This window comes from Micromonospora sp. WMMA2032 (genome assembly GCF_002688545.1).
Lineage (GTDB): Bacteria > Actinomycetota > Actinomycetes > Mycobacteriales > Micromonosporaceae > Micromonospora > Micromonospora sediminicola.
This window is the reverse complement of record NZ_CP024052.1, coordinates 4,636,736-4,656,415: the sequence shown is the minus strand read 5'-3', so window position 1 is coordinate 4,656,415 and position 19,680 is coordinate 4,636,736. Positions and strand designations below refer to the sequence as shown.

At 73.5% G+C, this 19,680-nt stretch carries 18 protein-coding genes; 5 read left to right on the top strand and 13 right to left on the bottom strand.

The window, feature by feature from the left end; all coding sequences use genetic code 11:
- Positions 1–55: 55 nt before the first annotated feature.
- The 3 genes from CO540_RS21545 (at position 56) to disA (ending at position 3,717) form a co-directional block, all read left to right on the top strand.
- Positions 56–829 carry a hypothetical protein gene (locus tag CO540_RS21545; RefSeq protein WP_091568713.1) on the top strand — a complete coding sequence of 258 codons (774 nt, stop codon included), beginning with the start codon at positions 56–58 and terminating at the stop codon, positions 827–829.
- A 107-nt stretch (positions 830–936) separates the two neighbouring features.
- Positions 937–2,385 carry a DNA repair protein RadA gene (radA, locus tag CO540_RS21540; RefSeq protein ID WP_099163409.1) on the top strand — a complete coding sequence of 483 codons (1,449 nt, stop codon included), beginning with the start codon at positions 937–939 and terminating at the stop codon, positions 2,383–2,385.
- A 141-nt stretch (positions 2,386–2,526) separates the two neighbouring features.
- Positions 2,527–3,717: a DNA integrity scanning diadenylate cyclase DisA gene (gene disA / locus CO540_RS21535; RefSeq protein ID WP_091576858.1), complete on the top strand. Its 1,191-nt coding sequence runs from the start codon at positions 2,527–2,529 to the stop codon at positions 3,715–3,717.
- A gap of 6 nt (positions 3,718–3,723) precedes the next feature.
- Here the strand turns inward: disA and CO540_RS21530 are convergent, their stop codons facing one another.
- The 3 genes from CO540_RS21530 to CO540_RS21520 all read right to left on the bottom strand — a co-directional run bounded on the left by CO540_RS21530 (position 3,724) and on the right by CO540_RS21520 (position 5,673).
- Entirely contained in the window at positions 3,724–4,470 is a 747-nt protein-coding gene (locus CO540_RS21530; RefSeq protein ID WP_099163408.1) for a hypothetical protein, read from the bottom strand.
- Between the two features lie 130 nt (positions 4,471–4,600).
- Positions 4,601–5,164: a peptide deformylase gene (locus tag CO540_RS21525; protein ID WP_099163407.1), complete on the bottom strand. Its 564-nt coding sequence runs from the start codon at positions 5,162–5,164 to the stop codon at positions 4,601–4,603.
- A complete protein-coding gene (locus CO540_RS21520; protein ID WP_099163406.1) occupies positions 5,161–5,673 on the bottom strand; it encodes a glycine cleavage system protein R in 513 nt (170 codons plus the stop codon). The genes CO540_RS21525 and CO540_RS21520 overlap by 4 nt, the downstream gene beginning before the upstream one ends.
- 96 nt (positions 5,674–5,769) lie before the next feature.
- Between CO540_RS21520 and CO540_RS21515 the strand changes: the two genes are divergently transcribed.
- On the top strand, positions 5,770–6,669 hold the full coding sequence (locus CO540_RS21515; protein WP_099163405.1) for an A/G-specific adenine glycosylase: 900 nt from the start codon (positions 5,770–5,772) through the stop codon (positions 6,667–6,669).
- A gap of 235 nt (positions 6,670–6,904) precedes the next feature.
- On the opposite strand, the gene CO540_RS21510 is transcribed toward CO540_RS21515, so the two are convergent.
- The 3 genes from CO540_RS21510 to lysS form a co-directional block, all read right to left on the bottom strand.
- Entirely contained in the window at positions 6,905–9,442 is a 2,538-nt protein-coding gene (locus CO540_RS21510; RefSeq protein ID WP_099163404.1) for an ATP-dependent Clp protease ATP-binding subunit, read from the bottom strand.
- A 467-nt stretch (positions 9,443–9,909) separates the two neighbouring features.
- Positions 9,910–10,260 (bottom strand): Lsr2 family protein, encoded by a 351-nt coding sequence (locus CO540_RS21505; protein WP_172967898.1) that lies wholly within the window; start codon positions 10,258–10,260, stop codon positions 9,910–9,912.
- Between the two features lie 117 nt (positions 10,261–10,377).
- Positions 10,378–11,886 (bottom strand): lysine--tRNA ligase, encoded by a 1,509-nt coding sequence (gene lysS / locus CO540_RS21500; protein ID WP_099163403.1) that lies wholly within the window; start codon positions 11,884–11,886, stop codon positions 10,378–10,380.
- A gap of 94 nt (positions 11,887–11,980) precedes the next feature.
- On the opposite strand from lysS, the gene CO540_RS21495 reads away from it, so the two are divergent.
- Positions 11,981–12,721, top strand: coding sequence for a class I SAM-dependent methyltransferase (locus CO540_RS21495; RefSeq protein ID WP_099163402.1), 741 nt, complete (start codon positions 11,981–11,983; stop codon positions 12,719–12,721).
- Positions 12,722–12,773: 52 nt separating this feature from the next.
- Here the strand turns inward: CO540_RS21495 and CO540_RS21490 are convergent, their stop codons facing one another.
- The 7 genes from CO540_RS21490 to CO540_RS21460 form a co-directional block, all read right to left on the bottom strand.
- Positions 12,774–13,532 carry a type III pantothenate kinase gene (locus CO540_RS21490; RefSeq protein ID WP_099163401.1) on the bottom strand — a complete coding sequence of 253 codons (759 nt, stop codon included), beginning with the start codon at positions 13,530–13,532 and terminating at the stop codon, positions 12,774–12,776.
- Between the two features lie 70 nt (positions 13,533–13,602).
- Positions 13,603–14,499, bottom strand: coding sequence for a carboxylating nicotinate-nucleotide diphosphorylase (nadC, locus tag CO540_RS21485; RefSeq protein WP_099163400.1), 897 nt, complete (start codon positions 14,497–14,499; stop codon positions 13,603–13,605).
- Positions 14,496–16,184 (bottom strand): L-aspartate oxidase, encoded by a 1,689-nt coding sequence (locus CO540_RS21480; protein WP_099163399.1) that lies wholly within the window; start codon positions 16,182–16,184, stop codon positions 14,496–14,498. The genes nadC and CO540_RS21480 overlap by 4 nt, the downstream gene beginning before the upstream one ends.
- A gap of 61 nt (positions 16,185–16,245) precedes the next feature.
- Positions 16,246–17,139: a septum formation family protein gene (locus CO540_RS21475; protein WP_099163398.1), complete on the bottom strand. Its 894-nt coding sequence runs from the start codon at positions 17,137–17,139 to the stop codon at positions 16,246–16,248.
- 208 nt (positions 17,140–17,347) lie between these two features.
- On the bottom strand, positions 17,348–17,776 hold the full coding sequence (gene panD / locus CO540_RS21470; protein WP_099163397.1) for an aspartate 1-decarboxylase: 429 nt from the start codon (positions 17,774–17,776) through the stop codon (positions 17,348–17,350).
- A gap of 29 nt (positions 17,777–17,805) precedes the next feature.
- Positions 17,806–18,654 carry a pantoate--beta-alanine ligase gene (gene panC, locus CO540_RS21465; RefSeq protein ID WP_099163396.1) on the bottom strand — a complete coding sequence of 283 codons (849 nt, stop codon included), beginning with the start codon at positions 18,652–18,654 and terminating at the stop codon, positions 17,806–17,808.
- Entirely contained in the window at positions 18,654–19,583 is a 930-nt protein-coding gene (locus CO540_RS21460) for a Rossmann-like and DUF2520 domain-containing protein (RefSeq protein ID WP_099163395.1), read from the bottom strand. Before CO540_RS21460 ends, panC begins: the two co-directional genes overlap by 1 nt.
- Positions 19,584–19,680 lie beyond the last annotated feature (97 nt).

The following is a 19,680-nucleotide window of genomic DNA, read 5'->3' as shown; positions in this document are numbered from 1 at the left end:
GGCCACCCCGTGCCCGGGGGTCGACCGGGCGGGGATCGTGACGAGGAGGACCGACGTGACGCGCTCGATCAGGGGTTCCCGGGGGCCGGCCCTGCTGCTGGCCGGCACGGCGGCGGCGGCGAGCCTGCTGCTGTCCGGGTGCGGCGCCGGGCAGATCGCCGAGACCGCCAACAAGATCCCGTCGGTACAGGGCGTCAACGTCCAGACCTCCGACAACCTCTACAAGGTGCGCGGGCTCTACGTGCAGTTCCCGGGTCCGAAGGGCTACGAGGCGGGCGCGACCGCGCCGCTCAACGTCGTGATCTACAACGACAGCCAGGCCCCGGTGACCGTGACCGTCACCACCGACAGCGCCCGCGAGATCCTGCTCACCGGCGGTGCCGGGTCCAGCGGCGCGGCCACCCCGACCGGCTCGCCGACCGAGCCGGCCTCGGCCTCGCCGACCGCCGCCGACCCGAGCGCCTCGCCCAGCCAGTCGCTCGACGTCACCGGCTCGCCGTCGGCGGGCGAGTCCGCCTCGGCCAGCCCGTCGCCGTCGGAGAGCGAATCGGCGCCCGCCGGCCAGCCGGCCCGGATCGAGATCCCGGCCCTCTCCTACGCCCAGCTGAACAGCGGCAACCCGCAGTTCCTCCAGCTGGTCGGCCTGAACCAGAAGCTGCTCGTCGGCCAGCAGGTCAACCTGACCTTCGACTTCGGCGGCGGCAAGGTGATCAAGACCCCGGCCCCGATCGGCGTCCCGCTCACCCCCGAGGCCGAGCCGTCCGCGGTGGTCAACCCGCGCGAGCACGCCGGTGAAGAGGGTGGCGTCGAGGGCGGCAGCCACGGCTGACGCCGTTCCCCGTTCCGCCGACACCGCCGTTCGTGGCCAGCGCCACGCCGGCGGTGTGGTCGTTCGGAGGGTGGGCGTTCGTCGTACCGTCCGGTTAGCGTCCTGAGGTGACCTCGCCCCGATCGACCTCCTCCCGTGCCGGCGCCGGCCGTGGTCGCGCCGCCGCCCGCGAACCCCGCCCGGCCTACGAGTGCGACGCGTGCGGTCACCAGCCGCCGAAGTGGGTGGGCCGGTGCCCCGAGTGCGGCGAGTGGGGCTCGGTGGTCGAGTGCACCGTCACCGGCCCGCTGGTCTCCGGCCGGGTGGTCAGCTCCCGGATGCCGGCCGAGCCGGCCCGGCCGATCGCCACCATCAGCGCCGCTCCGGCCCGTGCCCGGCCGACCGGGGTCAGCGAGCTCGACCGGGTGCTCGGCGGCGGCCTGGTCCCCGGCGCGGTGGTGCTGCTGGCCGGCGAGCCCGGCGTGGGCAAGTCGACGCTGCTGCTCGACGTGGCCCAGCAGTGGGCGGTCGGCGCGGGCAGCCCGTCGCTCGTGGTCAGCGGCGAGGAGTCGGTGAGCCAGGTGCGGCTGCGCGCCGAGCGGATGGGCACCCTGCACGACCAGCTCTACCTGGCCGCCGAGAGTGACCTGTCGGCGGTGCTCGGCCACCTCGACGCGGTCAAGCCGGGGCTGCTGGTGCTCGACTCGGTGCAGACCATCTCCACCACCGGCACCGAGGGCGTGCCCGGCGGGGTCACCCAGGTGCGCGCGGTCACCGCGGCGCTGGTCGCGGTGGCCAAGGAGCGGGGCATCGCCACCGTGCTGGTCGGGCACGTCACCAAGGACGGCCAGGTGGCCGGCCCGCGGGTGCTGGAGCACCTGGTCGACGTGGTGCTGCACTTCGAGGGCGACAAGCACTCCTCGCTGCGGATGGTGCGCGGCGTGAAGAACCGGTTCGGCGCGGCCGACGAGGTGGGCTGCTTCGAGATGCACGAGGGCGGCATCAGCAGCCTCGCCGACCCGTCCGGCCTCTTCCTGACCCGCTATTCCGAACCGGTGCCGGGCACCTGCGTGACGGTGGCGATGGAGGGGCGGCGGGCGCTGGTCACCGAGGTGCAGGCGCTGATCGGGGCCACCGTCGCCGGTTCGCCCCGGCGCACCGTCTCGGGTCTCGACGGCGCCCGGCTGGCCATGGTCCTCGCGGTGCTCCAGCGGCGCACCGAGCGGCTGACGCTGCACGACCGGGAGGTCTTCGCCGCCACGGTCGGCGGCATCCGGGTGGTCGAGCCGGCGGCCGACCTGGCCGTGGCGCTCGCCGTCGCGTCCGGCGGGCTCAACCTCGCGCTCAACGCGCACCTGGTCGCCATCGGTGAGGTCGGGCTGACCGGCGAGGTGCGCCGGGTCGGCGCGGTCCCCCGACGGTTGGCCGAGGCCGCCCGGCTGGGCTTCCGGCTGGCCCTGGTGCCGCCCGGCTGCGGCCCGGGCAGCAGCGGCGTCGCCCCGGAGAACATGCGCGTGATCGAGGTCACTGACGTGCGCGCCGCGCTCCAGGCTGCCGCCCGGGCGTCGGCGGAGTGACGGTGGGTAGCGCTGGGGCGGGAGCGGTCGGGCGAATCGGACAGGTCGCGCAAGCGGGCGGCGAGCCCCGGAGCCGGGCATCGTGACACATCACAGTAACCACGAGAGCACCCACCGCACCGCAGTCCGTAGACTGTGCCCGTGCCGATCGACCGCGATGCCACCAAGCCCGCAACGGCGACGCCGCACGCCCGCACCGGCGCCGTGAGCGGGAACCCCGCCCGTGCCGCCATCAGCGTGACCGTCACCGGGAGCGTCGGTGGGGCCGGTGGCGATCCGCTGCGGGCCAATCTCGCCCTGATGGCACCGGGCACCGCGCTCCGGGACGGCCTGGAGCGGATCCTGCGCGGCCGCACGGGCGCGCTCATCGTGCTCGGCTACGACAAGGTGGTCGAGCAGATCTGCACCGGCGGCTTCCCGATGGACGTCGAGTTCTCCGCCACCCGGGTCCGCGAGCTGTGCAAGATGGACGGCGCCGTGGTCCTCTCCAGCGACGGCACCCGGATCGTCCAGGCCGGCGTGCACCTGATGCCCGACCCGTCCATCCCCACCGAGGAGTCCGGCACCCGGCACCGCACCGCCGAGCGGGTGGCCCGGCAGACCGGCTACCCGGTCATCTCGGTCAGCCAGTCGATGCGGATCATCAGCCTCTACGTCAACGGCCAGCGGCACGTGCTCGACGACTCGGCGGCGATCCTGTCCCGGGCCAACCAGGCCCTGGCCACGCTGGAGCGCTACAAGCTGCGGCTGGACGAGGTCTCCGGCACCCTCTCCGCGCTGGAGATCGAGGACCTGGTCACCGTCCGCGACGCGGTGGCCGTGGTGCAGCGGCTGGAGATGGTCCGGCGGATCGCCGACGAGATCGCCGGCTACGTGGTCGAGCTGGGCACCGACGGCCGGCTGCTGGCACTCCAGCTCGACGAGCTGATGGCCGGCGTGGACGCCGACCGCACCCTGGTCATCCGCGACTACCTGCCCGTCGGCCGCAAGTCGCGCACCCTCGATGAGGCACTCGTCGAACTCGACCTGCTCACCGCCACCGAGCTGATCGACCTGGTGGCGGTGGCGAAGGCGATCGGCTACCCGTCCGCCTCCGACGCGCTCGACGCGGCGGTCAGCCCGCGCGGGTTCCGCCTGCTGGCCAAGGTGCCCCGGCTCCCGGCGGCCGTGGTCGACCGACTGGTCGTGCACTTCGGCAGCCTCCAGCGGCTCCTCGGTGCGACCGTGGAGGACCTCCAGGCGGTCGAGGGCGTGGGCGACGCCCGCGCCCGGGGCGTCCGCGAAGGGCTGTCCCGGCTCGCCGAGGCGTCCATCCTGGAGCGGTACGTCTGACCCGGCTCAGCCGGTGACGGTCAGCTTCACCGGCTCGCTGATCTTGGTGCCCACCCGGGCGAAGACCTGGTACGTGCCGATCGGGGCGTACTCGCCGTTGGCCAGCCCGCCGGCACACCGGTTGTCCAGCCGGCCGTTCCAGCCCAGCTCGTAGGCGCGCTCGAAGTTCGGCGTGAACGACTGCACGTCGTTGCCCTTGCCGGTGCCGCAGGTGTCCGACGACCAGATTTTCTCCGCCCCGGCCTTCACGTACAGCTCCTGCAGGTCGGCGCCGACGTTCCGGCTGCACGTGCGGTCCGAGACGTTCTTGACCTTCAGGCGCAGGGTGACCACGGTGCCCCGCTGGGCGCTGGCCGGTACCGCCACCGGCGTCACCAGCAGTTCGGAGTCGGTGCAGGTGCCGTCGTCGGAGACCGGTTGCCCGGATGCCCCGCCGTCGCCCGTGCCCGAGCCGCCCCCGTCGCTCGTGCCGCCGCCGCTGCTCGATCCCCCACCGTCCGAGCCGGTGTCGCCCGAGGCGCCCGGTGTCGGCGACGGGCTGCCCGACTGCGGGCTCAGCACCGAGCCCGACGGGCCCGGGGCCGCCCCCGCGGTGCCGCTCGGCGACGGGTTGCCGGACGGCGGGCCGGCGTTGCGATCCGTGCCCGTGCAGGAATAGAGCAGGACAATCAGGAAGAGCAGCCCCGCACCGAGCACGACGGCACGACGCCGCCAGTACACGGCGGGGGGCAGGGGGCCGACCGTCAGACGCATGATGCGCCTACCGTATCCGCGCGGTGCGCGACGCGTGGGTCCGACGCGCCGGTGACACCGCGCCGCCCGGCCCGAAGCGTCCACAGTGGAGGGCGACGTTCACCGAGCGACGTCGCCGGACCACTGCCGGTCAGAGATAGACCTGGCGCTGGTAGACGGCGTGCGCCCCGGCCACCCGGTCGAGAAAGAGCAGCCCGGCGCAGTGGTCGATCTCGTGCTGCAGCGCGCGGGCCTCGAAGCCGTCGGTGACCAGTCGCACCGGCTCCCCGCTGCCCGGCAGCGCCCCCTCCACCACGAGGCGACTCGCCCGCTTCACGTCCCCGGTCAGATCCGGCACCGACATGCAGCCCTCGCGACCGGCCTTCCAGCGGGTCGCCTCCACCACCCGGGCGTTGCACAGCACGAACGTGCCGTGCACGGTGACCGCCTTCGGATGGCCGGTCACGTCCACCGCGAACACCTGGGCGCTCACCCCGACCTGCGGTGCCGCCAGGCCCACACAGCCCGGCGAGACCCGCATCGTGGCCACCAGATCGGCGGCGAGTCGCACCACCTCGGGCGAGGTCGGGTCGACCGCCGGGCCCGGCCGGCTCAGCACCGGCTCCGGGGCGGCCACCACCTGACGTACCTCGCCGGGGACGCCCAGCTTCTCCGGCGTCCAGCCGCCCAACCCGGCGTACTCCTCGGCGGTCACAGCAGGTCCGTGTCCGCCGGGCGCAGGCTGACCCCGACGCCCAGCTCCGCGGCGGCGCGGGTGAGCCGGCCGGCGACCTCGTCCGCGCTGCCCGGCGGCAGCTCGACCTCGGCGACCACCACGTAGAGCGATCCGGTGAGCCGGGTGCTCAGATCGGTCACGTTGCCGCCCGCATCGGCCAGCACCCGGGTCATCGCCGCGACGATGCCCATCCGGTCCGCGCCGTGCACCGCCAGCACGTACGGCTCGCCCGCCACCGCGCTGCCACCGTCCGGGGTCACCGCGCGTACGGTGGCCAGCAGGTGCCCGTCGGCGGCGAGCGGGGCCAGCGCGGCCTCCACGTCGGCGGCGGCCGGGCCGACACAGATCAGGGTCATCGCGAAGTGTCCCCGCAACCGGGTCATCGTCGAGTCGGTGAGGTTCGCGCCCAGCCGGGCGAGGACCTCCGCGACGTCGGCGACGATGCCCGGCCGGTCCCGGCCGATGACGGTGATCGCGAGCTCGTTCATTCGGACATTCTGCCCCGCCGTCCATGATCGGCCGCGCCGGCCCACCCGGGTCGCCCAACCAGCGGGATCTCCGCCCGTGACATCATCGTCAGCGCCATGACTGAGCCCACCTTCGCCGCCCAGGTCAGCCGCTGGTACGAGCGCAACGCCCGCGACCTGCCGTGGCGCCGGCCCGGCATCGGCGCCTGGGCGATCCTGGTCAGCGAGGTCATGCTCCAGCAGACCCCGGTGGTCCGAGTGGTGCCCGCCTGGGAGGCGTGGCTGGCCCGGTGGCCGGAGCCGCGCGCGCTGGCGGAGGACACCCCGGCCGAGGCGATCCGGATGTGGGGCCGGCTCGGCTACCCCCGTCGGGCGGTGCGCCTGCGCGAGTGCGCGGTGGCCGTCGTGGAACGGCACGGCGGCGTGGTGCCCGACCGGCTGGACCAGCTGCTGGCGCTGCCCGGCGTGGGCACGTACACGGCCCGGGCGGTGGCGGCGTTCGCCTACGGGCAGCGCCACCCGGTGGTGGACACGAACGTCCGGCGGGTGGTGTGCCGGGCGATCGCCGGCGAACCCGACGCCGGACCGACCACCCGCCCGTCCGACCTGGTCGCCACCGAGGAACTGCTGCCGATCGAGCCGGCCGCCGCCGCCCTGGCCAGCGCGGCCTTCATGGAACTCGGCGCGGTGGTCTGCACCGCCCGCGCGCCCCGCTGCGCGATCTGCCCGGTCGAGTCGAGCTGTGCCTGGCGGGCGTCCGGCCAGGCGGCGCCGGCCGGCCCGACCCGCCGCCCGCAGCGCTACGCCGGCACCGACCGGCAGGTACGCGGGCTGCTCCTCGCGGTGCTCCGGGACGCCACCGGTCCGGTGCCGCACCAGCGGCTGGACCAGGTCTGGCAGGACGACGTGCAGCGGGCCCGCGCCCTGGCCGGCCTGGTGACCGACGGCCTGGTGGAACCGGTGGGCGAGGAGTCCTTCCGCCTGGCCGGCGACGGCCCCGCCGTCCCCCTCCCCTGACAGCCCCCCGGCCCCGGCCCCCGCCCCGGACCCCGGCCGGGGCCCGCCCCGTCGATCATGAAGTTGGCGGCGACAAATCGGACGCCACGTGCGGTCAACCTCATGATCGACGGGGCGAGGGCGGGCGTGAGGGCGGGCGGGCGGCACCGGGAGCGAGGTGCGGTGGGCATGGGAAAGGCGGCGGCCCCGGTGGCTTTCGCCAGCCGGGGCCGCCGCCCTCGATGTTCCGCCCGGATCAGGCGGCGTCGTCCGCGCCGGTGGCGGCAGTGCCGCCGAGGTCCGCCGGGACCGCGTCCGGCACGGCGTCCGGCCGGTCCGCGCCCCGGAAGACGAGCTTGGACTTGTCGATGTTCTCGGGGTCGCCCTCGCAGTCGACCACCACGATCTGACCCGGGGTCAGCTCGTTGAACAGGATCCGCTCGGAGAGGTTGTCCTCGATGTCGCGCTGGATCGTGCGACGCAGCGGCCGCGCGCCCAGCACCGGGTCGAAGCCCTTCTTCGCCAGGTACTTCTTGGCGTTGTCGGTCAGCTCGAGACCCATGTCCTTGTTCCGCAGCTGCGACTCGATCCGCTGGATCATGATGTCGACGATCGAGAGGATCTCGTTCTCGCGCAGCTGGTGGAAGACGATGGTGTCGTCGATCCGGTTCAGGAACTCGGGCCGGAAGTGCTGCTTGAGCTCGTCGTTGACCTTCTGCTTCATCCGGTCGTAGTTCGACTCGGAGTCCTCAGAGGCCTGGAAGCCCAGCGAGACGGCCTTCGCGACGTCACGGGTACCGAGGTTGGTGGTCAGGATGATGACCGTGTTCTTGAAGTCCACGATCCGGCCCTGGCCGTCGGTGAGGCGCCCGTCCTCGAGGATCTGCAGGAGCGTGTTGAACACGTCCGGGTGGGCCTTCTCGATCTCGTCGAACAGCACCACCGAGAACGGCCGGCGACGCACCTTCTCGGTCAGCTGCCCGCCCTCGTCGTAGCCGACGTAGCCGGGAGGGGCACCCACCAGCCGCGACACCGTGTAGCGGTCGTGGAACTCGGACATGTCCAGCTGGATCAGCGCGTCCTCGCTGCCGAAGAGGAACTCGGCGAGCGCCTTGGACAGCTCGGTCTTACCCACACCGGACGGGCCGGCGAAGATGAACGAGCCGGACGGGCGCTTCGGGTCCTTCAGGCCGGCCCGGGTCCGCCGGATCGCCTTCGAGACCGCCTTGACCGCGTCCTCCTGGCCGATGACGCGCTTGTGCAGCTCGTCCTCCATGCGCAGCAGGCGCGAGGTCTCCTCCTCGGTCAGCTTGTAGACCGGGATGCCGGTCCAGTTGCCGAGCACCTCGGCGATCTGCTCGTCGTCGACCTCGCTGACGACGTCCAGGTCACCGGCCTTCCACTCCTTCTCCCGCTGCGCCTTCTGACCGAGGAGCTGCTTCTCCTTGTCGCGCAGCTGCGCGGCCCGCTCGAAGTCCTGCGCGTCGATCGCGGACTCCTTGTCGCGGCGCACCTGGGCGATGCGCTCGTCGAAGTCACGCAGGTCCGGCGGCGCGGTCATCCGGCGGATCCGCATCCGCGCGCCGGCCTCGTCGATCAGGTCGATCGCCTTGTCCGGCAGGAAGCGGTCGGAGATGTAGCGGTCGGCCAGGGTGGCCGCCGCGACGAGGGCCGCGTCGGTGATGCTCACCCGGTGGTGCGCCTCGTAGCGGTCCCGCAGGCCCTTGAGGATCTCGATGGTGTGCGCCAGCGAGGGCTCACCCACCTGGATCGGCTGGAAGCGGCGCTCGAGGGCGGCGTCCTTCTCCAGGTGCTTGCGGTATTCGTCGAGGGTGGTGGCACCGATGGTCTGCAGCTCGCCACGGGCCAGCATCGGCTTGAGGATGCTGGCGGCGTCGATCGCGCCCTCGGCCGCACCCGCACCCACCAGGGTGTGGATCTCGTCGATGAACAGGATGATGTCACCGCGGGTGCGGATCTCCTTGAGCACCTTCTTGAGGCGCTCCTCGAAGTCACCGCGGTAGCGGGAGCCGGCCACCAGGGCGCCCAGGTCGAGCGTGTAGAGCTGCTTGTCCTTGAGCGTCTCGGGCACCTCGCCCTTGATGATCTTCTGGGACAGCCCCTCGACCACGGCGGTCTTGCCGACGCCCGGCTCGCCGATCAGCACCGGGTTGTTCTTGGTGCGGCGGGACAGCACCTGCATGACCCGCTCGATCTCCTTCTCGCGCCCGATGACCGGGTCGAGCTTGCCCTCGCGGGCGGCCTGGGTCAGGTTGCGGCCGAACTGGTCCAGCACGAGGCTGGTCGACGGCGCGGCCTCGCCCGGCGCGGCGCCGGCCGCGGCGGGCTCCTTGCCCTGGTAGCCCGAGAGCAGCTGGATCACCTGCTGGCGGACCCGGTTCAGGTCGGCGCCGAGCTTGACCAGCACCTGGGCGGCGACGCCCTCACCCTCGCGGATCAGGCCGAGCAGGATGTGCTCGGTGCCGATGTAGTTGTGGCCGAGCTGCAGCGCCTCGCGCAGCGACAGCTCCAGCACCTTCTTGGCCCGCGGCGTGAACGGGATGTGCCCGCTCGGCGCCTGCTGGCCCTGGCCGATGATCTCCTCGACCTGCTGGCGCACGCCCTCCAGGGAGATGCCCAGGCTCTCCAGAGCCTTGGCGGCGACGCCCTCACCCTCGTGGATGAGGCCCAGCAGGATGTGCTCCGTACCGATGTAGTTGTGGTTGAGCATCCGGGCCTCTTCTTGGGCCAGGACGACAACCCGTCGCGCTCGGTCGGTGAACCGCTCGAACATGCCCTCGTGCTCCTCACGTGCCGTGCGCCTTGATGGTCAGATCTCGGCGGGGCCGGTGCGCGGACGTCCGGGACGGCGTCCGTGCCTCCTTACTCTATCGCCGCGGACCGTCTCCGCTGAGGTCGTGTGTCCCCGCGAATGACCGTTCCGACGTCGTTTCTGACAACCGTCCACGCTCAGGAGGTGTTCCGGGACCCCTACCTGTACGCGCAGAGCGAAATTCGACCGGCGGTGGAAAGTCCCGGTCGGGGGGTTCGGGCGGGGTGTACGCGCCCGCCACGGTCGTCCACAGCCTGTGGACGGAATCTCCACCGCCTGTGGACAACCGGTCCGGACGGGGTTTTCTTCCCGCCGGCGCGGGGTCGGCCCGGAACCGGACACGCGGCACCCCGGGGCGGAAACGGCGACGCCGGCCCGGAGTCGCACTCCGGTCCGGCGTCGGGTCGCCCGTCTCACGAGGGTCGGGGTCAGTGCCCCGCCTTCGCGTGGTACTCGTCCACGATCTCCTGCGGGATCCGGCCCCGGTCGGAGATGTCCTTGCCGGCCTTCTTGGCCCACTCGCGGATGGCACGGTTCTGCTCACGGTCGGCGGTGGCGCCGCCCCGACCGCGCGCGGCCCGGCCGCCCACGACCACACCCCCACGACCCACCCGCGTGCCGTGCGCGATGTACGGCGCGAATACGTCGCGCAATTTTTCAGCGTTGGAGGCGGAGAGGTCGATCTCGTACTGCACGCCGTCGAGCGCGAACTTGACAGTCTCGTCAGCGTCCCCGCCGTCCAGGTCATCGACCAGCTTGTGAATGATCTGCTTGGCCACGTCCCACATTCCTTTCGAGCAGGGTCACGCTCCTGCGAATACTCGCAAGCACGATAACCCGCCCGATGCTTGCTCCGTCAATAGGACCGGGTAACGAGCCGGAGAAGGTTTGCGCGCCTACTCGGGCCGGACCAACGGGAACAGGATGGTTTCCCGAATTCCCAGGCCGGTCAAGGCCATCAGGAGCCGGTCGATTCCCATTCCCATACCACCGGCCGGCGGCATTCCGTACTCCATGGCCCGGAGAAAGTCCTCGTCGAGTCGCATCGCCTCGTCGTCGCCGCGCGCCGCGAGCTGCGCCTGGGCCACCAGCCGCTCCCGCTGCACGACCGGGTCGACCAGCTCCGAGTACGCGGTGCCCAGCTCGAAACCGAGCACGTAGAGGTCCCACTTCTCGGCCAGGCCCGGCTCGCTGCGGTGGGCCCGGGTCAGCGGGCTGGTCTCCTCCGGGTAGTCGCGCACGAACGTGGGCGCCTGCAGGGACGGCACCACCAGTTCCTCGAACAACTCCTCCGCGAGCTTGCCCGGCCCCCACTTCGGGTCGACGGAGAGGCCGACCTTGTCCGCGTACTCGACCAGGCGTGACCTTTCCGTGCGGACGGTGACCTCCTCACCGAGCGCTTCGGAAAGAACACCGAACAGCGTCACCGACCGCCACTCGCCGCCCAGATCGAACTCCCGGCCGTCGGCGTGCGTCACCACCGTGGAGCCGGCGACCGCGACGGCGGCCTGCTGCACGAGATTTCTCGTCAGCTCCGCCATCGTGTCGTAGTCGCCGTACGCCTGGTAGGTCTCCAGCATCGCGAACTCCGGCGAGTGCGAGGAGTCGATGCCCTCATTACGGAAGTTGCGGTTGATCTCGAAGACGCGGTCCACGCCACCGACCACCGCGCGCTTGAGAAACAGTTCCGGCGCGATTCGCAGATACAGATCGGTGTCGAGCGCATTGCTGTGGGTCACGAATGGGCGGGCCGCCGCGCCACCGTGCAGCAACTGCAGCATCGGCGTCTCCACCTCGATGAAGTCCTGCCCGTGCAGCGTGTCGCGCAGGCTGCGCACCGCGGTGGCCCGGGTGCGCACCATCTGCCGGGCCTGCGGGCGCACCACCAGGTCCACGTACCGCTGGCGGACCCGGGACTCCTCGCTGAGCGGCTTGTGCGCCACCGGCAGCGGGCGCAGCGCCTTCGCGGTGACCGCCCACTCGTCGGCCAGCACCGACAGCTCGCCGCGCCGGCTCGTGATCACCTCGCCGGTCACGCCGACGTGGTCACCGAGGTCGACCAGGCGCTTCCAGTCGGCCAACCGCTCCGCGCCGACCCGGTCCAGCGAGAGCATCGCCTGAAGCTCGGTGCCGTCGCCGTCGCGCAGGGTGGCGAAGCAGAGCTTGCCGGTGTTGCGGATGAAGATCACCCGACCGGTGACCGAGACCCGGTCCCCGGTGGCCGTGTCGGTGGGCAGCTCGGCGTAGCGCTCGCGGAGCCGCGCGAGCGTGGTGGTCCGCGGGAAGCCGACCGGGTACGGCTCGACCCCCTCGGCGAGCATCCGGTCCCGCTTCTCCCGGCGGACCTTCATCTGCTCGGGAAGGTCGTCGGCGGGGTCGGTGGGCAGGTCGTTCTGCTCGGTCACGGCACGCTTCCTCAGGCCTTGGGGAACAACGGCGGGGTCAGCCCATGAGCGTACTCAAGCGGCGTGGCGACCGTTACGGGATAACCTGCCCGCCATGACCGACCCCACTCCGGCGCTCTCGTTCGGCGCCGCCGCCGCCGCGTACGACCGGTTCCGACCCCGCTATCCCGAGGCGGCCCTGCGCTGGGCGCTGGACGGGCTGGACGCCCCGGCCCGGGTGGTGGACCTCGGCGCCGGCACCGGCATCCTCACCCGGGGCCTGCTGGCGCTCGGGCAGCACGTCGTACCCGTGGAGCCGGATCCGGGGATGCGGGCGCAACTCGCGGCCGCCACGCCGGGCACGACGGCGCTGGCGGGCGGCGCGGAGGCGGTGCCGCTGCCGGACGCGTCGGCGGACGCCGTGCTGGCCGGGCAGGCCTACCACTGGTTCGACCGGGAGCGGGCGCACGTCGAGATCGCCCGCGTGCTGCGCCCGGGCGGCACGTTCGCGCCGGTGTGGAACGTCCGGGACGAGCGGGTCGCCTGGGTGGCCGAGCTGACCCGGATCGCCCACCTCGGCGACACCGCCGGTGACGTGACCGGCCGGTACGCCGACTTCGGTCCCGCCTTCACGCCGGTCGAGGTGGGCGAGTTCGCGCACGCGACCACGCTCACGCCGGACCAGGTGGTGGGCATGCTGCACACCCGGTCGTACTGGCTGACCGCCACCCCGGCGGAGCGGGCCCGGGTCGACGACGGGCTGACCGAGCTGTTCGCCGGCCACCCCGACCTGGTCGGCCGGGACACCGTCGAGCTGCCGTACCGGACGCTCGTGCTCCGGGCCCGCCGGCGTTAACAGGGGGCCCTTCCTCTACCGGAGGCGTTAAGAGGGGGCCCTTCCTTGCACCTCAGGTGTTGCGCTCGTAGACCATCCGCAGGCCGATCAGGGTGATCATCGGCTCGTGGTGGGTGATGGTGCGGCACTCGCCGAGCACCAGCGAGGCCAGGCCGCCGGTGGCGATCACCGCCCTGACGTCGCCCAACTCCTCGGACATCCGCTCGACGATCCGGTCGACCTGGCCGGCGAAGCCGAAGTAGAGACCGGCCTGGAGGCACTCGACGGTGTTCTTGCCGATCACCGAGCGGGGACGGGTGGCCTCCACCTTGCGCAACTGGGCGGCGCGGGCGGCCAACGCGTCGAAGGAGATCTCGATGCCGGGCGCGAACGCCCCGCCGAGGAACTCGCCCCGGTCGCTGATCACGTCGAAGTTGGTGGTGGTGCCGAAGTCCACCACGATCGACGGCCCGCCGTAGAGCGTGTACGCGGCCAGCGTGTTCACCACCCGGTCCGCGCCCACCTCCTTCGGGTTGTCGATGGCGAGCTGCACGCCGGTGCGGACGCCGGGCTCGACGATCACGCTGGGCAGGTCCGCGTAGTAGCGGCCGAGCATGGTGCGCAGCGAGCGCAGCGCCGCCGGCACGGTCGAGCAGGCGGCCACCCCGGTGATCTCCACGGCGTCACCGGCCAGCAGCCCGCGGAACATCAGGCCCAGCTCGTCCGCGGTGGAACGGGCGTCGGTCTTGATCCGCCAGGAGTGCACCAGCTTGTCGCCGTCGAAGGTCGCCAGCACGGTGTTGGTGTTTCCGATGTCGATGCAGAGCAGCACAGCGGCAGCCTAGACGGCGCTCGCGCCGCGGTCGAAGCGCGCGGAGTGAGCCGGGGTGGCGAGCCGCACGTCATTCCTCGCGCAGGTCGAGGGCGATGTCGAGGATCGGCGACGAATGGGTGAGCGCGCCGACGGAGAGGTAGTCGACACCGGTGGCCCCGTACTCGGCCGCCACCGGCAGGGTCAACCCGCCGGTCGCCTCCAGCTCCGCCCGGTCGCCGACCGCGGCCACCACGTCGCGCAGCTGCGCCGGGGTCATGTTGTCCAGCAGCAGGAACCCGGCCCCTGCCTCGACCGCCTCCACCGCCTCGGCCAGGGTGTCCACCTCCACCTGCACCGGAACCTCCGGGAACGCCGCCCGGACCCGGCGGAACGCCGCCCCGATCCCGCCCGCGCCCACCTTGTGGTTGTCCTTGATCATGGCGACGTCGTAGAGGCCCATCCGCTTGTTGGTGCCACCGCCGGCCCGGACCGCGTACTTCTCCAGCGCGCGCAGCCCCGGCGTGGTCTTGCGGGTGTCGAGCACCATGGCCTTCGTGCCGGCGAGCGCGTCGGCCCAGGCCCGGGTGTGGGTCGCCACCCCGGACATCCGGGAGAGCAGGTTGAGCGCCGTCCGCTCGGCGGTGAGCAGCAGCCGGGTCGGCCCGGTCACGGTGGCCAGCACGTCGCCGCGCGCCACCCGCTGCCCGTCGTGGGCCACCAACGACACCTCGACCGTACGGTCGGCGCCGGTCACCTCGCCCACCAGCTCGAACACCGCGGCCGCCACCGGCAGCCCGGCCACCACGCCGTCCGCGCGCGCCACCAGGTCGGCCGTGTCCTGCTGTTCGGCCGGAATGGTGGCGACGCTGGTGACGTCGAGGAAGTCCGGGCCGAGGTCCTCGGCCAGGGTGTCGACGACGATCCGCCGGATCGACTCCGGGTCCAGGCCGCCGTCCCGCAGCGCCCGCCGCGTCGACTCGATCACGAAACATCCTCCCAGTTCTCGGTCAGCCGCCCGTCCGGGCCCACCTCGGCCACCAGGTGGCCCCGCCACCTGTCGTCCGCCGACGGGAAGTCCTCCCGCCAGTGGCAGCCCCGGGTCTCCCGCCGGGCGTACGCGGCGGCGACCAGCGTCGACGCCACCGTGATCAGGTTCGTCGCCTCCCAGTCGGCGGTACGCGGCACGCCCCGACCCGCGCCCAGCGCGGTGAGCGCGGCGGCGGTGCCGGCCAGCGTGTCCGCCGAGCGGAGCACGCCCGCGCCCCGGGTCATCGCCCGTTGCAGGTCCGGCGTGCCCCCGGCCGGCACCAGCCAGCCCTGCCCGCCGACCCAGGCGCCGGTCTCCGCCGGCCGGGCCTGCTCGGGCAGACCGGCGGCGATGTCCTCGGCGATCCGGCGGGAGAAGACCAGCCCCTCCAGCAGCGAGTTGCTGGCCAGCCGGTTGGCGCCGTGCACCCCGGTGCAGGCCACCTCGCCGCAGGCGTACAGGCCGGGGATCGAGGTGCGGCCGCGCAGGTCGGTCCGGACGCCGCCCGACGCGTAGTGGGCGGCCGGGGCCACCGGGATCAGGTCGGTCGCCGGGTCCACGCCGATGGCCAGGCAGGACGCCACGATGGTGGGGAACCGCCGGGCCAGGAAGTCGCCGCCGAGGTGCCGGGCGTCCAGGTGGACGTGGTCCGCGCCGGTGGCGAGCAGGACCCGGTGGATGCCCTTGGCCACCACGTCGCGGGGGGCCAGCTCGGCCAGCTCGTGCTGGCCGACCATGAACCGCTTGCCGTCGCCGTCGACCAGGTGGGCGCCCTCGCCCCGCAGCGCCTCGGAGACCAGCGGCTGCTGCGCCAGGCCGGCGCCCGGCCCGCCGGCCGGCACGATCAGCGCGGTCGGGTGGAACTGGACGAACTCCAGGTCGGTGACGGCCGCGCCGGCGCGCAGCGCGAGCGCCACCCCGTCGCCGGTGGAGACCGCCGGGTTGGTGGTGGCGGCGAAGATCTGCCCCATCCCGCCGGTGGCCAGCACCACCGCGCGGCCGAGGACGGCGCCGACGCCGTCCTCGCTGCCCTCACCGAGCACGTGCAGGGTGATCCCGCAGGCCGGACCGAGGCCGCCCGGCCCGTCGCCGGGCGCGCGCAGCAGGTCCAGCACCAGCGCGTGCTCGACCAGCCGGATCCAGGGGTCGCGGCGTACCGCCGCGTGCAGCGCCCGCTGCACCTCGGCGCCGGTGGCGTCGCCGCCGGCGTGCACGATCCGGTCGGCCCGGTGCCCGCCCTCCCGGGTGAGCATCAGCGAGCCGTCCGGGTTGCGGTCGAACTCCGCTCCGATCCGCATCAGCTCGCGGAGCCGGGTCGGGCCCTCCTCCACCAGCGCCCGCACCGCGGCCGGGTCGCAGAGGCCGACGCCGGCCACCTCCGTGTCGTACGCGTGCGCGCCCGGGCTGTCCGCCGGGTCCAGCACCGCGGCGATGCCGCCCTGCGCCCAGCGGGTGGAGCCCTCGTCCATGTCGACCTTGGTGACGACGGTGACGTGCAGGCCGGCCTCGCGCAGGTGCAGCGCGGCGGTCAGCCCGGCGACCCCGGAGCCGACCACGATGACGTCGGTCGTCTCCACCCAACCGGGCGCGGGCGCGGCGAGCAGCCGGGGCAGCGCCGGCAGGTCGACGGTGGATAGGTCCATGCGGACAGTCAACCCGAAGCGTCCTCGCTCCGGGCCACGGGGGCGGGACGAGTGGTTTCGGCTACCTCGTCCGGAGCGGCAGCCCGGCCGGGCCGGCGCCCTTCAACGAGGCGGTCACGGTGCGGTCGCTGAGCCACAGGTAGCACCGGACGCCCCGGTCGCCCACCGCCCAGCGGGCCGCGCCGGGCGGGCGCACCACCACGCCGCTGCGGTAGCGCAGGACCGGGTCGGCGGGCACGCCGGTCCAGCGCGCGACGGCGCCGTAGCAGCCGTCGTAGAGCGGCGCCCAGTCCGCCGGCCTGCTCGGGTACGGGCGGGCCGGCGCGAGCCAGACGCCGACGAACTCGGCGTCGTGCGCCACCGCGCAGTCGACCGGGGTGAGCGTCTGCACCCGCCGCCGGTCCTGGCCGGTGCGCTGGCAGCCCAGACGCAGCGGGGACGGCGGCTTGAGCGCGTCCCGGAGGCTGCCGGTGCGGGTCACCACGGTGGCCGCCGCCTCGACCGTGTTCAGCTCGGTCAGGTCGCACCGGAACCAGCGGGAGCCGGCCGTCCAGCCGGCGCCGGTGGGCACCGCCACGGCCAGCCGGAGCCGCCCGGCCCGCCAGTCGTCGCCGACGAAGCCGCTGGCCCGGGTGTCGCACTCGGCGAAGGCGGTGCGCAGCTCGGGTGAGTCGAGCGGGGGCGGCGTGGCCCGGCCGACGGTGAACGCCCCGACGTGCACGGTCTCCACCCGGTGCGGCAGGTCGCAGCCGACCGGGGCGTACGCGGCCAGGCCGACCGTCGGGGTGAAGTCGGCGACCTGGCACACCCCGGCCGCCGGGGTGAACGGACCGGGCCGACCCATCGGCGCCCAGTCGTCGGTGAGGTCCCCGTCCAGCCCGCCCGAGGAGGCGCACCCGACCAGCGCCGCTGTCGCGACCACGGCGGCGAGCAGGCCCCGCGTCACACGGCCCATCGCGCCTCCCCCAGCCCGACGACCGTCGATTCCGACGGTCCGCTCAGGGTAGCCGAAAATGACCTTCCGGTAACAGACCGCGCCGGCCCCCTCCTCCCACCCCGTTGATCTTGCAGTTACGGCCCGGACGAAAGGTGCAGACCGGGCGAACGAGGGACCGAAAGTGCAAGATCGACGGGCGGGGGCGGGGGCGGGGGCAGGGGCGAGGTCAGTTCAGGGCGGCGGCGAGGGGGTTGGGGACGGGGTCGCCGGCGGTGCCGGGGGCGGCGGTGGTGGGGTCGGCGGTCAGGTCGACGACCCTGTTGTCCGCGTCGACGTGCACCACGCGGGGCTGGTAAGAGCGCGCCTCGGCGTCGTCCATCTGGCCGTACGAGATGAGGATGACCAGGTCACCGGGGTGCACCAGGTGCGCGGCGGCGCCGTTGATGCCGATCACGCCGCTGCCCCGCCGGCCCGGGATCACGTACGTCTCCAGCCGGGCGCCGTTGGTGATGTCCACGATCGCGACCTGCTCGCCGGGGATCAGGTCCGCCGCGTCGAGCAGGTCCTCGTCCACCGTCACCGAACCGACGTAGTGCAGGTCGGCCTGGGTCACCGTGGCCCGGTGGATCTTCGACTTGAGCATGGTCCGGAGCATCGGGGTGCCTTTCCGCATTCGTGGTGGGGTCAGGGACGCGGCGCGAGGTGGAGCGCCGTGTTGTCGATCAGTCGGGTGGCGCCGACCCAGGCGGCGATCAACAGCCGGGCCGGGCCGGAGACCGGACCGGGCTCCAGGTCGGTGTCGGTGAGCACCAGGTAGTCGAGGCGGGCGTCCGGCGTACCCGGGTCGAAGGCCCGGTGCGCGGCGGCCAGCACCGCCCCGGCGTCGTCGCCCCGCTCGGCCGCCGCGACACCCGCGCGCAGCGCGGCGGACAGGCTCAGCGCGGCCCGCCGCTCGTCGGCCGACAGGTAGCGGTTGCGGCTGGACAGCGCCAGGCCGTCCGGCTCCCGCACGGTCGGCACCCCGACGATCTCGGTCGGCACGTCGAGGTCACGGACCATCCGGCGCACCAGGGTGAGCTGCTGGTAGTCCTTCTCGCCGAAGAAGGCCAGGTCGGGGCGGGTGAGCTGGAGCAGCTTCATGACCACGGTGAGCACGCCGTGGAAGAAGCCGGGCCGGCTCAGGCCCTCCAGGTCCTCGCCGAGCGGGCCCGGGTCCAGGCGCACCGTCGGCTGACCCTCCGGGTACATCTCGGCCACCGACGGCGCGAACACCAGGTCCACCCCGGCCCGCCGGCAGATCTCCAGGTCGGAGTCGAGCGTGCGCGGGTAGCGGTCGAAGTCCTCGTTCGGGCCGAACTGCAACGGGTTCACGAAGATCGTCACCAGCACGTGGTCGGCCCGCTCGCGGGCGGCCCGCAGCAGCGTCTCGTGCCCGGTGTGCAGCGCGCCCATGGTCATCACCACGCCGACGGTGCCGGTCAGCCCCTCCCGGGCCGCCGCCAACTCCTTGCGCGTGTGCAGCACGTCCACCATCAGGCGACAACCTCCATCCCGTCCAGCACGTCCCGCAGCGACGCGGCGTCCGCCGGGCGCAGCCGGCCCGCCGCGACGGCGCGGTCCGCCGTCCGTCGGGCCAACGCCAGGTAGGCCGGTACGGATTCCGGCGCGGTCCGCGCCAGCCGGTCCAGGTGCCGGCGTACGGTGCCCGCGTCGCCCCGGGACACCGGGCCGGTGAGCGCGTCGTCGCCGAGCCGCAGCGCGTTCTCCAGGGCCGCCCGCAGCAGCGGGGCGAGCACCTTCTCCGGCCGGTCCACCCCGGCGTCGCGCAGCCGGTCGGCCGCCTCGTTGACCAGGGTGACCAGGTGGTTCGCGCCGTGCGCCAACGCCGCGTGGTAGAGCGGCCGGTCGGCCTCCCCCACCCACTCCGGCACGCCGCCCAGGTCGGCCACCAACCGGGCCGCGAACGGGCGCAGCTCGGCCGGCGCGGTCACGCCGTAGGAACTGCCGGCGAGCCGGGACAGGTCGTCCGGCGTACCGGTGAAGGTCATCGCGGGGTGCAGCGCGAGCGGCCGGGCGCCGGCCGCGGCGGCCGGGGCCAGGACGGCCAGCCCGTGCGCGCCGGACGTGTGCGCGACCACCTGGCCGGGGCGCAGCGCGCCGCTCGCGGCCAGGTCGGCGACCACGTCGGCCAGGGCGTCGTCGGGTACGGCCACGATCAGCAGGTCGGTGGCGGCCCGGGCCACGGCGGCGGCGGAGCGGTGCGGGGTCTGCGGCAGGAGCAGCGCCACCCGGGCCCGGCTGGCGCCGGAACCGCCCGAGGCGGCCACCACGCGGTGACCGGCGGCGGCGAGGGCCGCGCCGAGCACCGAACCGACCCGGCCGGCGCCGAGCACGCCGACGGTGAGGGTGCGGGGGAAGGCGAGCGGGGCGCGAGTGGCCCGCGGGCGCAGCGGTGCGCTCATGGCAGCGATCCAGTCCTCGAAGGGGGTACCGGTCGATGGCAAGTATGCGCCCGGGTGACAGACCGGAAACAAGAAGGTGTGAAAACCTTCACCGACC